Source organism: Altericroceibacterium endophyticum (assembly GCF_009827595.1).
In the GTDB taxonomy this organism is placed as follows: Bacteria; Pseudomonadota; Alphaproteobacteria; order Sphingomonadales; family Sphingomonadaceae; genus Altericroceibacterium; species Altericroceibacterium endophyticum.
In genome coordinates, this window is sequence record NZ_WTYT01000001.1 from 585,515 (window position 1) to 597,685 (window position 12,171).

The window sequence follows — 12,171 nt, forward strand, 5'->3', positions numbered from 1 at the left end:
AACACCCCCATAGAAAAGGGCCGCCTTGCGTGATGCAGGGCGGCCCTTTTTTCTGCCTGGTGAGCGGATCAGTACACCCGCTTCTTCGGCTCGATATATTTCGCATCATCGGTGAGCGTGAAGTCATGCACCGGACGATAATCGATGCGGACATCGCCGCCCTTGCCGCCCCAGCCATCGAACCAGGCTACGGTGTGCTTCATCCATTCGGCATCATTCCGATCAGGGAAATCCTCATGCGCATGGGCGCCGCGGCTTTCCTTGCGGTTTTGCGCGGAATGCATGGTGACCTGTGCCTGAGCGATCAGATTGTCCAGCTCCAGCGTTTCGACCAGATCGGAATTCCAGATCAACGAACGATCGGCGACGGAGATATCCTCCATCCGCTCATACGTATCGTGCAGCTTGACCTTGCCTTCGCTCATCAGCTCATCCGTACGGAACACCGCAGCATGGCCGGCCATAGTGCGCTGCATATCGAGGCGGATATCCGCGGTCGATGAGCCACCCTTGGCGTAACGGAAGTGATCCAGACGACCCAGAGCGAAATCGGCGCTGTCCTTGGGCAGCTCGTCATGGCTGGAGAACGGCTTGATCAGTTCCTTCAGGCGGTGGCCCGTGGCACGACCAAACACCACCAGATCGATCAGCGAGTTGGAACCAAGGCGGTTTGCGCCATGAACCGAAACGCAGGCCGCTTCACCCACGGCGAAAAGGCCGGGAACGGTGTTTTCAGGATTGCCTGCCACCGGATTGAGCACTTCGCCGTGATAGTTACAGGGAATGCCGCCCATATTGTAATGGACCGTCGGCACAACCGGCAGCGGCTGACGCGTCAAATCGACACCGGCAAAAATCTTGCCCGATTCGGTAATACCCGGCAAGCGTTCGGCCAGCACCTTGGGATCAATATGATCAAGATGCAGGTAGATGTGGTCGCTTTCAGGGCCGACACCGCGACCTTCACGAATTTCCAGCGCCATACTGCGCGACACCACGTCACGGCTGGCCAGATCCTTCGCCGAAGGTGCGTAACGCTCCATGAAGCGCTCGCCTTCGCTATTGGTGAGATAGCCGCCCTCACCGCGTGCGCCTTCGGTAATCAGGACGCCAGCGCCATAGATGCCGGTAGGGTGGAATTGAACGAATTCCATATCCTGCAGCGGCAAACCAGCGCGCAGCACCATACCGCCGCCATCACCCGTGCAGGTGTGTGCGGATGTGGCCGTGAAATAGGCGCGGCCATAACCGCCGGTTGCCAGCACCACGGCATGGGCGCGAAAACGGTGGATGGACCCATCGTCCAGACACAGCGCGATCACGCCGCGGCATTTGCCATTTTCCATGATGAGATCGATGGCGAAATATTCGATGAAGAAGTCAGCGTCATATTTCAGGCTCTGCTGATAGAGCGCATGAAGCATGGCGTGGCCGGTCCGGTCGGCGGCGGCGCAGGTGCGCTGCACCGGCGGGCCTTCACCCATATTCTGCATATGGCCGCCAAAGGGACGCTGATAGATCGTGCCATTCTCATTGCGGCTGAAAGGCACGCCGGCATGTTCCAGCTCATACACCGCCTGCGGTGCTTCGCGGACCATATATTCAATCGCGTCCTGATCGCCCAGCCAGTCAGACCCCTTTACGGTGTCATACATGTGCCAGGACCAGTGGTCAGGCGTGTTGTTGCCCAGGCTTGCGGCAATGCCGCCCTGCGCCGCGACAGTGTGCGAGCGCGTGGGAAAAACCTTTGAAATGCAGGCCGTTTTCAGGCCGCTTTCAGCACTGCCCATGGTGGCGCGCAGGCCCGAACCACCCGCGCCAACCACCACCACGTCATAGGTATGGTCGATGATCTTATATGCGGAATTGTCAGCCATCAGGCGGCTCCTCCAAGAGCAAGGCGAATGATACAGAACAGGCCGAATGCACCGCCACCGATAGCGGCAAGATTGAGCACGATCAGCGCGGTGAACTTCGCGCCGGCTTCATGCAGATAATCTTCGAGCAGAACCTGCAGGCCGAGGCGGGCATGCCAGAAGACCGAAATGATCATCAGGCCCAGCGCCGTGGCGGGAACTGGCTGCGCAATCCATTCGCGCATCGTGGCATAGCCATGATCCGGGAGCAGCAGCAGAGAGATGGCAAAAAAGCCGGTCAGCAGCACATTGCCGGCGGCCGTGAAGCGTTGCATCAGCCAGTGATGGGTGCCGCTTTTGGCAGACCCGAGGCCGCGAACGCGTCCGATAGGAGTTCCGTTACCCATAGCAATATCCTCAGATCAGGATCGCCGCCCAGAAGGCGATGGTGAGCACAATGGCGATGACAGGACACAGGATCGACCAGGTCTTGTTCTGAGACAGTTCAAAGCCTGCCCCCATATCCAGTACGAAGTGCCGGATGCCAGAGGCGAAATGGTTGAAGAAGGCCCAGCTGATGCCGACCATGACGATATAGCCGATCGGCGATGTCGCGATGGCGGAGAAATTTGCGTAAGCTTCCGGTCCGCTGACCAGCGAGCCGAGCCACCAGAGCAATACTGGCAGAGCGACGAAGGCCATTCCATCACCGGTAACCCGGTGAAGGATGGAAATGGCCATATGCGGGCCCCATTTCCAGATTTGCAGATGCGGCGATAATGGACGGTTGGCCATAATGCTTTCCGAAGTGTCTGCGCGTGCAATGCACGCTGTGTGGATGCGCGCCTCTCCCTTAGCGAAATTGCACGCAGAGGCAAGCGAACGGCTTGGCCTTATCCTTCCTGCAGCCTAATAAAAAGCCATGACAGCATCAAACATACTTCTGACAGGGAGCAGCCGCGGCATCGGAAAGGCCGCTGCCGATCACCTCACATCACGCGGAAGCACCGTAATCGGTCATGCCTCCACCGCACGCGATTCCAGCGTGATAGGGGCGGATTTTCACGAACCGCATGCCCCGCAAATGCTGTGGAACGAGGCACTTGAGCGTGCAAATGGCAAAATCGATGTGCTGGTGAACAATGCCGGTCTGTTCAAGGCAGAGAATCTGGATTCATCCGACATTGAATGGCTCGATTCGTGGGAAGAAACCCTGCGCATCAACCTTACTGCCGCCGCGCAGCTGTCCCGCTATGCCGTGCAGCATTGGCAAGAAACCGGACGCAGGGGGCGGATTGTTCATGTGGCAAGCCGCGCCGGGCACCGCGGCGACTCGCCCGGTCATTGGCATTATGCCGCTGCCAAAGGCGGAATGCTGGCGCTGCACAAGACGATAGCCCGCGCATACGCCGCTGAGGGCATTCTCAGCTTTGCCATCACGCCCGGCTTTACCGATACCGCGATGGGGGAAGATTATCTTGCGAGCCGTGGCGGCCCCGGACTCTTGAAAGACATCCCGCTTGGCCGCGTGGCGACACCGGAAGAAATCGCATCGATCATCGCATTCTGCGCACTCGACGCACCCGCCAGCATGACAGGGACAACCATCGATGCGAATGGAGCGAGCTATGTTCGTTAGAAATTTCCTGATCGCGGGGTTGGCGCCGGCTTTAGCCCTCTCCCCGGCCTCAGCTGCCGAAGGGCCACCCTCGCGAGCCAATAGTGAAGAGACATCCAACTGGCTTTCCACCTGTGAAAGCTGGGATGAATGGGACAAGGCCGGACCTCCCTTCCGAATTTACGGTAACAGCTATTATGTCGGCACTTGCGGCATTTCCGCGATACTCATCACCAGTGACAAAGGTCATGTCCTGATCGATGGCGGGACACGCGCAGCCCCGGATCTGATCGAGGCCAACATCACAGCATTGGGATTTCGTCTGGCCGATGTCGGGCTGCTGCTCTCCAGCCATGAACATAATGATCATATTGGCGGACTGGCTGAGCTGAAACGCCGAAGCGGCGCCGCCGTCCTGACCAGCGCCGCAGCAGCCACCGCCTTTGCCAGCGGGACCGCGACCAGCGACGACCCGCAGGCCGGGATGAATGCCGATTTCGATCCGGTGGAAGTGGATATCGTGCTCGAAGACAGCCAGCCCGTCAGCTACGGTCCGCTTCATTTCACGCCTGTCTTTACGCCCGGCCACACCCCCGGCGCGCTCAGCTGGCAATGGCAATCCTGCGAGGCCGGACAATGCCGGGCACTGGTCTATGCCGACAGCCTTTCAGCGATCAGCAACGACACATACCGCTTTAGCGATCATCCTGATTATCTCGCCGCTTTCAAAGAGGGTATCGGCCGGCTTCGCCGCCTCGATTGCGATATATTGCTGACCCCGCACCCCTCATCCAGTCAGATGGTGCAGCGCCTGCGCGATGGGTCATTGATCGATTCCAAAGCGTGCCGCAACTATGCAAAACAGGTTAACAAGGCGCTTGATAAACGTCTGGCAAAAGAAGCGGAGCAGTCCCAGTGAGTTGGAAAATAGTCGCCTATGCGCCCAAAAAGGTGGTTCAGGCCGCGCTGGTTGCACATGAGGAAGCCTGGGACTGGGACATGGACATCGGCCTGTCGGGGCATGAAATCGCCGAAGACCGGCCCCAGGACTGGGTTCTGGAAGCATGGCTGGAGCATGAGCCGACAGAGGCCGACAAACAGGCTTTTCTCGCGCTGTTCGCCGGGGAACCACCTGAGCTGGAAACAGAGCAACTGCCGGAAATTGACTGGCTGACAGAAAGCCAGAAAGGCGTGAAGCCGATCACGGCGGGCAAGTTCTATATCCACACGCCAGACCACCCGGAATCAGCGGACAAATCGCTGACGAACTTTGTCATTCCCGCCAGTCAGGCTTTTGGCACCGGGCAGCATGAAACTACCTCCGGCTGTCTGTCGATGTTGACGGAAATGAAGCGCCGAGGCGTAAAGGCACGGAATATCGCAGATATCGGCACAGGCACCGGCTTGCTGGCTTTTGCCGCGCTGGATCTGTGGCCTCGTGCCGTTGCGACGGCCAGCGACATTGATACGGTTTGTACGCAAGTCGTGGAGGAAAATGCCCGGCAGAATGGCATTCCCATGGGCGCAAAACGCGGCGAAGTGACGATGCTGACCGCAGACGGTATGGATGATCCGCTGCTTCAGGCGCGGGCGCCCTATGACCTCCTGATCGCCAATATTCTCGCCGGACCGTTGATTGATCTGGCGCCAGACTTTGCCGAAGCCGTGCCTTCTGGTGGGCATGTCCTTCTGGCCGGGTTGCTGGAAAGTCAGGAGAAAAAAGTGCGCGCCGCCTATATGCGGGCCGGGTTGCGACTGGCGGCCCGCAAGGTGAATGGCAATTGGTCGATCTTGTGGCTGAGACGCCGGCCCGGCATCTGATGGCCCGTATCGGACGGATCAGCCGGGCCGTCGTAGGCTGGGCGTTCCTGTTACTGGGTCTGGCAGTCTTATCCGCCTGGCCGCTGTCCTCGATCCCGCGCAATCCGCATTGGAGCGAACCAGATGAGGGCGTGACCATCATGGTCGAGAGCAATGGCGTTCACACGGCCCTAGTGATGCCTCTCGTGACGCCCGAAAAGGACTGGCGAGGTACCTTTCCGGCGGCTGATATCTCCGCCAGCGATCGAGCATATTCGCATGTTTCGGTGAGCTGGGGTGAAAAAGAGATCTTCTTGAACACCCCCACCTGGTGGGATCTCTCTCCCCTCAGCGTGCTGCGGATTGCCGGTTTTGGCGGGGACAGCCTGCTGCATGTGGCGCATTATGTTCGCCCCGTTCCAACAAGTCACATGCGCCCTGTGACCGTCAGCCGGAACGAATATCAGAAACTCGTTTCGACCATCGAAAAAGTGGCGCCAGTAGCGCGTACCCGCCACTATCCGGGCTACGGCGCTCAGGACGTTTTTTATGATGCGCCGGGAAATTACACCTTCACCAATACGTGTAATCAGTGGACCAGCAATAGCTTAGCCGCAGCCGGAATCCGCACAGGATGGTGGACTCCTTTTGCTGGCGGCGTGATGAAATGGGTGCCGGATCCCAGCTGATCAGATGGGCCGCATCAGTCCTTAAAATCTGGCTGCATCGCGGTCCGATCAGGTCAGCCAATATCAGCCAGCAGCCTTGACGATCTCTGCCCAGGCATTCTCATCCATAGTCTCGATGCCCAGCTCTTCGGCCTTTTTCAGCTTGCTGCCTGCGCCGGGCCCATAAACGACAAGGTCGGTTTTGGCGGAGACGGACCCTGCCGCCTTCGCCCCCAGCTTCTCCGCCTGCGCCTTGGCTTCATCGCGGCTCATGGTTTCCAGCTTGCCGGTAAAGACCACCGTCTTGCCTGAAACATCGCTCTCGACGGTTTCCACTGTGAATTGCGGCGGACTGACTTCGCTCAGCAGATCGTCCCATACGTCGCGATTGTGCTTTTCGTGGAAGAAATCGGCCAAGGCCTCCCCCACAGCCATGCCGATACCATCGGTCCGAACATCCAGAATGGCCTTGATCTTATCCGTCAGCCGCTCCCGATATTTATTCTCGGATTCACCCTCCGCGCGCGGGCTGTCATGAAGATATTCATAGATCTCGGCCGCCTTTTCAGGCAGCTTGTGGATATCCCCCAGCCCCTTCATCAGATCGCGGGCAGTTACCGCCCCGACATGGCGGATACCCAGGCCAAACAGCAGGCGGGCGGCATCGGGTTTGCGCTTGGCTTCCACAGACGCCAACAGATTATCCACAGACTTTTCCTGCCACCCTTCCAGCGACAGAATATCTTCCCTTCGTTTGCGCAGACGGAAGATATCAGCCGGACTTTCCAGCCAGCCCAAAGCGAAGAACTGCGCGATTGTTTTTTCGCCCAGACCATCAATGTCCAATGCAACACGGCTGACAAAATGTTCAAGTCTTTCCGTGCGTTGTGCCGGACAGATGAGACCGCCTGTGCAGCGCACATCGACCTCGCCCTCTTCGGCCACTGCTTCACTGCCGCATTCCGGACAATGGTCGGGAAAATGATAAGGCTCCCGCGTTTCGTCCTGCGTCAGATTTTCGACAACTTGCGGGATAACGTCACCGGCGCGCTGGATTACGACCCTGTCGCCAGGACGGACCTGCAACCGTTCCACTTCATCGCGATTATGCAGGGTTACGTTGGTAACGGTGACCCCGCCCACCAAAACGGGCGATAATCGCCCGACCGGGGTCAGCTTACCCGTCCGTCCTACCTGGATCTCGATCCGTTCGAGCGTGGTTTGCGCTTGTTCTGCCGGGAATTTATGCGCCAATGCCCAGCGCGGCGCCTTCGCCACAAAGCCAAGCCTGTCCTGCCAGTCGAGCCGGTTGACCTTGTACACGACACCGTCGATTTCATAGCCAAGCCCGGCGCGCCGTTCTGCGATAGAGCGGTAATGGGCCAGCATTTGCGGCAGGTCTTCACACAATTTCAGATCCGGCGAAATCGGCAGTCCCCACTGCTCAATTTTCTGCATAACCCCTATTTGCGTGTCTGCCGGCAGGGCACTGTTGGCGCCCCAGCCATGCGCCCAGAAACGCAATTGGCGCTGCGCAGTGACGGATGCGTCCTTCTGTCTCAGTGACCCGGCAGCGGCATTGCGCGGATTGGCAAATTGCCGCGCCGAGGCAGGATCAAACTCCTGACCCTTGGCAAGAGCTTTTGCCTGCGCTTCCTCGACAAGACGTTCATTAAGCCCCTCAAAGGCTTGTTTTTCCATGTACACTTCGCCGCGCACTTCAAACAATTCCGGCACATTATCACCGTGAAGTTTCTGCGGGATATCAGCAATATGGGCGACATTCGCCGTCACATTCTCACCCACCTGCCCATCACCGCGCGTCGCCGCGAGAACCAGTTTCCCGTTTTCATAGCGCAGCGAGCAGGACAGCCCATCGATCTTGTCTTCGGCCGTAAAAGCCACCGCATCGCCCTGGTCAAGCCGAAGGAAGCGCCGGATCCGTGCGGTGAAATCAGCGACATCATCATCCGCAAATGCATTGTCGAGGCTCATCATGCGAACCTCATGCGTGACTTTGGACAGCGGCGATGCCGCGATTTCATAGCCAACTGCTTTTGACGGCGAATCGTCGCGGATAAGATCAGGAAAGGCAGCTTCCAATGCCGCGTTACGCTGGATCAGAGCATCATATTCCTGATCGGTAATCTCAGGCGCATCTTCGGCATGATACAACCGGTTATGCCGGGCGATCTGCCGGGCGAGCCGCATCAATTCATTCGCTGCTTCCGCTTCGTTAAGCTCTTTGGGATCCTTGGCCATTCCCTGCCTATGGCCCGAAACTGGCGGCTGTTCCAGATGTCTGAACATATCGCCGGATTGCTATCCCCACTTCTTGGTGGACATCGGGACCTTGCTGATTAGCTCTGCCAGCCCAGCAGACGAGTATTAGCCCCCTTCGATCAGTCGCTTGGCCTGAGCGCGAGCTTCCTCTGTCACTTCTGCACCGGACAGCATACGGGCAATTTCTTCCTGACGGCCCGCATCATCCAGCAGCAGGACACCGGTTTTCGTCACGGTGCCCTGGCTGCTTTTCGCGATCATGTAATGCGTCTTGCCGCGTGCCGCGACTTGCGGGCTGTGAGTGACGGCCAGCAACTGGCCATCATGCGCCAATCGCGCCAGTCTTTCGCCAATGGCAGAGGCCACGGCCCCGCCAACCCCGCGGTCAATTTCATCGAAAATCACGGTCGTCGCCCCGCCCTTCTCCGCCAAGGCAACCTTCAGCGCCAGAATGAAGCGAGACAGCTCGCCGCCACTGGCAATTTTGGCCAGCGGGGCAAAGTCGGCGCCGGGATTCGTCGCAATCAGGAACTCCACCGCATCCATACCCTGCGCGCCCCAGCGATCTTCGGGAAGCTGAGTGACAGATGTCTGGAACCGAGCGGCATCCAGCTTCAGCGGCGCCAGTTCTGCAGCGACAGCCTTATCCAGCTGTTTCGCAGCCCTTTCTCGCCGTTGATGCACTTTCTGCGCGAGAGTTTGATAATCGGAGCGTGCCTGTTCGGCGGCCTTCGCCAGATCCCACAATTCGCTCTCGCCACCTTCAATCGCATCGAGAGCCGATCTGAGCGCCCGCATGCGATCGGGCAGTTCATCAACCGTGCAATTGTGTTTTCTGGCAAGAGCGCGCAGATCGAACAACCGGGTTTCTATCCGATCGAGCTCAGCAGGGTCGAACAGCATGGCCAGCGCCGCCTGTTCAAGCTTTTCTTCCGCATCCCCCGCTTCGATAATCGAACGGTCCAATGCGGCGAGTGCTTCGGTGAGCAAATCATGCTCCGGCGCGATGCGATCAAGCCGCCGGGCGGCACCGCGTAGCTGCGCGAGAGCAGAATCCGAACCTTCCCAGAGGTGACGTAATTCCTCCAGATCACCGGCCAGCTTCTCACCCTTTTGCATGGTGGCCCGGCTCAGTGCCAATTGTTCTTCTTCGCTTTCCTCTGGTTGAAGCGCGTTCAGTTCCTCCAGATGGGCAAGCATCAGATCCTGTTCAGCGCTGGCGCGTTCGATTTCATCCCGCGCCGCGGCCAGATCCTGCTCAGCGCGCTGGAATTTGCGCCATGCGCTCTCCAGCCCGGCGAGATCAGTGCCAGCATATTTATCCAGAAGAGCGCGATGGCCCCGGGCGTTCACCAAGCCGCGATCATCATGCTGACCATGCAGTTCGACGAGGAATGCGGCAATATCGCGGAGTAGCGCGACACCTACCGGCTGATCGTTGATAAAGGCCTTGGAACCGCCATCGGCCCTCACCCGTCGGCGGATTATCAGCGGCTCCCCCGGTTCGATGTCGATTTCAGCATCATCCAGCTTCTCCCGCATGCTTGCGGGCATGGATTGAAACTCAAAGCTCGCGGTTACAGAGGCCTGATCTTCGCCGCTGCGTACGAGACCGCTATCGGCGCGATTGCCAAGGATCAGTCCCAGCGCATCCAGAAGAATCGACTTACCCGCGCCGGTTTCACCGGTCAGAACGCCCAGCCCGGGCCCGAAACCAAGTTCAAGAGCCTCAATCAGCACGATGTTACGGATAGAAAGCGCGGTTAGCATGGTCTTTTGCGATTAGCCCATGCGCAACGCCGCGTCACCTCTATGTCGGTAAAAGCAACCAGATTCAGCTCGAAACTGTGGGGGCTTTTTCCCGCATCAGGTCATATGCGCGCTCGTACCATTTGCTGCCGGGATAATTGGCTCCCAGAACAGCGGCATATTTCTCCGCTTCTTCGGGAATACCCAGGGCCAGACTCGTTTCCGTCAGGCGATACAGCGCTTCAGCGGTGTGGCTGGTCGTCTGGTACGTTTCGACAACGTTCTGAAACCGGATTTGCGCAGCGATCCAATTGCCGGACCGCTCATAAAATCGACCGATTTCCATTTCTTTGCCGGCCAGATGATCATTCACCAGATCAATCTTGAGATTGGCGTCGGCTGCATATCGGCTTTCCGGAAAACGCCGGCGCACTTCTTCCAATGCGGTCAGTGCCTGCTGCGTAATCGCCTGATCCCGCTGCACATCGCTGATCTGTTCATAATAGCTGATCGCGATCAGGTAATATGCGTAGGACGCATCCTTGTTACCTGGATGAATCGACAGAAAGCGCTGCGCAGACTGAATGGACTTGTTGTAATCACGGCTGACATAATAGCTGAACGCACTCATCAGCTGTGCCCGACGCGCCCAGGGCGAATAGGGATGCTGCCGCTCGACTTCGTCAAACAGAGCCGCCGCCATCTTCGCATCACCGCGATCGAGGCGTTCTTTTGCAGCACTGTAGAGCGTTTCCACATCGCGAGCGACATAGGCGGTTTCTTCAGGGCCGCTGCCGCCGGCACAACCAGCCAGCAGAAGAGCGGAAAGCGCGCCACCGGCAATCAAAACCGGGCGCAGGGAAAAACGAGAGGAAGCGTGTTTCGCGGACATGATCTGCCTATAGCCAGCAGGTGAATGAACGCCAAGTGAAGTTCTCACATTTGGACATGCTCTTTGCACAAAGATTTCTGTCCATAAAAAACCCGGCTTGCACGTGGCAGGCCGGGTTTGAAGATTTTGTTGATCGAAAGGATCAGGCTGTCTGGCCTCGGCGAGCGCGGCGGCGCCAGAAGAAAAGGCCGCCCAATGCCAGCACCATCAGCCCAATCGGACCGGGTTCAGGGACCGGCGTGCCCGGATCACCAGGATCGCCTGGGTCGCCGGGATCACTAGGGTCGCCCGGATTGTAGCTGTAACCGCCCGAATAGGTACCCACATGCATTTCACCGCGCTGGGTGAGGTTGCCAAAGACCGCCGAACCCTGAATGTAATTGCCGGTCGTGCCATTGGCTTCGGGCGCCAGAACGGAACCGCGCCATGCTGTTTTCACATCCACGTTCTCAGCATCCGGGAAGTTCCAGATCACCTTTTCGCCAAGGCCATCGGCATCGCCCACGAAATTGGCTCTGAGTGTGGCGTTCTTACCTGAGACATTTACAATAACCGTATCGGCACCATTCAGCTCAAACGAAACCTCGCGAAAGTCGAAAGCTTGATCCGATGTAATATTGAAAACGGCGACACCGTCAGCGTCCGGTTGAGCATTGAACACAGGACGAGTGCTAAAGCCTGTGATCTGGCTGTTTGAAGCAAGCCCGCCCAGATCCTTGGACAAATTCGTCAGACTGGTATTGAGCAGGCTACTCTGCTGCTGCAAGCCGAACAGAAAAGTCGGATCGGATGCATTCAGATTCGACTCCACCGTATTCTGGTTCACATTGGTGTTGCTGATCGCGCCACCTACACGAACCGTCTGGTTTGGGCCGTTGAGGTTGAAACCACTGGTTACAGCGCCGCCAATGACTGCGCCCGAACCATTGTTCAGGTTCTTATGGCCGCCCGCAACATTGCCTACCACTGTCAGACCTGGCTTACCGTTCGGAGAAGGGTCAACCTCGTGAATGTTATAGTTGGATGACGAGCCCACCAGATTACCACCGACAAATGTCCGGCCTTCCACTTCGGACGTCGAATCGAGATTGCCGAGAACAATCAGGTTCCATTCGCGCATGGCATCCAGCCCGGCAACGTCAGATGCCTGAGCGGGTACAGCCGTCAGCAGCGACGCGGCTACTATGGTGGGTGCGATGATACGAGAAGTGAAGGTCACAGTGTCGGTTACTCACTTTGCTAAATTCGTTAAGCTGCCAATATAGTCGCCAATCCGGATTGGTATCGCGTGTTTAGGGACGTTTC

At 58.0% G+C, this 12,171-nt stretch carries 11 protein-coding genes; 4 read left to right on the forward strand and 7 right to left on the reverse strand.

The window, feature by feature from the left end; translation table 11 throughout:
• Positions 1 to 68: 68 nt before the first annotated feature.
• Genes sdhA through sdhC form a run of 3 tightly spaced genes read right to left on the reverse strand, consistent with a single transcriptional unit; the run spans position 69 to position 2,651 of the window.
• Entirely contained in the window at positions 69 to 1,877 is a 1,809-nt protein-coding gene (gene sdhA / locus GRI91_RS02890) for a succinate dehydrogenase flavoprotein subunit (protein WP_160735097.1), read from the reverse strand.
• Positions 1,877 to 2,263, reverse strand: coding sequence for a succinate dehydrogenase, hydrophobic membrane anchor protein (gene sdhD / locus GRI91_RS02895; protein ID WP_160735098.1), 387 nt, complete (start codon positions 2,261 to 2,263; stop codon positions 1,877 to 1,879). The genes sdhA and sdhD overlap by 1 nt, the downstream gene beginning before the upstream one ends.
• Before the next feature lie 10 nt (positions 2,264 to 2,273).
• Positions 2,274 to 2,651: a succinate dehydrogenase, cytochrome b556 subunit gene (gene sdhC / locus GRI91_RS02900; RefSeq protein WP_160735099.1), complete on the reverse strand. Its 378-nt coding sequence runs from the start codon at positions 2,649 to 2,651 to the stop codon at positions 2,274 to 2,276.
• A gap of 127 nt (positions 2,652 to 2,778) precedes the next feature.
• Between sdhC and GRI91_RS02905 the strand changes: the two genes are divergently transcribed.
• Genes GRI91_RS02905 through GRI91_RS02920 form a run of 4 tightly spaced genes read left to right on the forward strand, consistent with a single transcriptional unit; the run spans position 2,779 to position 5,963 of the window.
• Positions 2,779 to 3,495, forward strand: coding sequence for an SDR family NAD(P)-dependent oxidoreductase (locus GRI91_RS02905; protein ID WP_160735100.1), 717 nt, complete (start codon positions 2,779 to 2,781; stop codon positions 3,493 to 3,495).
• Positions 3,485 to 4,393, forward strand: a complete 909-nt coding sequence (bla, locus tag GRI91_RS02910; protein WP_202385415.1) for a subclass B3 metallo-beta-lactamase — start codon at positions 3,485 to 3,487, stop codon at positions 4,391 to 4,393. The genes GRI91_RS02905 and bla overlap by 11 nt, the downstream gene beginning before the upstream one ends.
• Entirely contained in the window at positions 4,390 to 5,295 is a 906-nt protein-coding gene (locus GRI91_RS02915) for a 50S ribosomal protein L11 methyltransferase (protein WP_160735102.1), read from the forward strand. The genes bla and GRI91_RS02915 overlap by 4 nt, the downstream gene beginning before the upstream one ends.
• Entirely contained in the window at positions 5,268 to 5,963 is a 696-nt protein-coding gene (locus GRI91_RS02920; protein WP_337190303.1) for a DUF2459 domain-containing protein, read from the forward strand. The genes GRI91_RS02915 and GRI91_RS02920 overlap by 28 nt, the downstream gene beginning before the upstream one ends.
• Before the next feature lie 63 nt (positions 5,964 to 6,026).
• Here GRI91_RS02920 and ligA read toward each other — a convergent pair whose 3' ends face one another.
• The 4 genes from ligA to GRI91_RS02940 form a co-directional block, all read right to left on the reverse strand.
• Entirely contained in the window at positions 6,027 to 8,204 is a 2,178-nt protein-coding gene (gene ligA, locus GRI91_RS02925; protein ID WP_160735103.1) for an NAD-dependent DNA ligase LigA, read from the reverse strand.
• Between the two features lie 126 nt (positions 8,205 to 8,330).
• The gene (gene recN / locus GRI91_RS02930; RefSeq protein ID WP_160735104.1) at positions 8,331 to 9,995 is read right to left on the reverse strand and encodes a DNA repair protein RecN; all 1,665 of its coding nucleotides are present in this window, start codon (positions 9,993 to 9,995) and stop codon (positions 8,331 to 8,333) included.
• Positions 9,996 to 10,059: 64 nt separating this feature from the next.
• Positions 10,060 to 10,866: an outer membrane protein assembly factor BamD gene (locus GRI91_RS02935; protein WP_160735105.1), complete on the reverse strand. Its 807-nt coding sequence runs from the start codon at positions 10,864 to 10,866 to the stop codon at positions 10,060 to 10,062.
• Positions 10,867 to 11,008: 142 nt separating this feature from the next.
• Positions 11,009 to 12,085 (reverse strand): choice-of-anchor A family protein, encoded by a 1,077-nt coding sequence (locus GRI91_RS02940; protein WP_337190304.1) that lies wholly within the window; start codon positions 12,083 to 12,085, stop codon positions 11,009 to 11,011.
• Between the last annotated feature and the right edge of the window lie 86 nt (positions 12,086 to 12,171).

Bases quoted from the DNA above. Each gene is read 5' to 3' on its own strand.
- sdhA (WP_160735097.1), bottom strand. From the start codon at position 1,877: ATGGCTGACAATTCCGCATATAAGATCATCGACCATACCTATGACGTG.
- sdhD (WP_160735098.1), bottom strand. From the start codon at position 2,263: ATGGGTAACGGAACTCCTATCGGACGCGTTCGCGGCCTCGGGTCTGCC.
- sdhC (WP_160735099.1), bottom strand. From the start codon at position 2,651: ATGGCCAACCGTCCATTATCGCCGCATCTGCAAATCTGGAAATGGGGC.
- GRI91_RS02905 (WP_160735100.1), top strand. From the start codon at position 2,779: ATGACAGCATCAAACATACTTCTGACAGGGAGCAGCCGCGGCATCGGA.
- bla (WP_202385415.1), top strand. From the start codon at position 3,485: ATGTTCGTTAGAAATTTCCTGATCGCGGGGTTGGCGCCGGCTTTAGCC.
- ligA (WP_160735103.1), bottom strand. From the start codon at position 8,204: ATGGCCAAGGATCCCAAAGAGCTTAACGAAGCGGAAGCAGCGAATGAA.
- recN (WP_160735104.1), bottom strand. From the start codon at position 9,995: ATGCTAACCGCGCTTTCTATCCGTAACATCGTGCTGATTGAGGCTCTT.
- GRI91_RS02935 (WP_160735105.1), bottom strand. From the start codon at position 10,866: ATGTCCGCGAAACACGCTTCCTCTCGTTTTTCCCTGCGCCCGGTTTTG.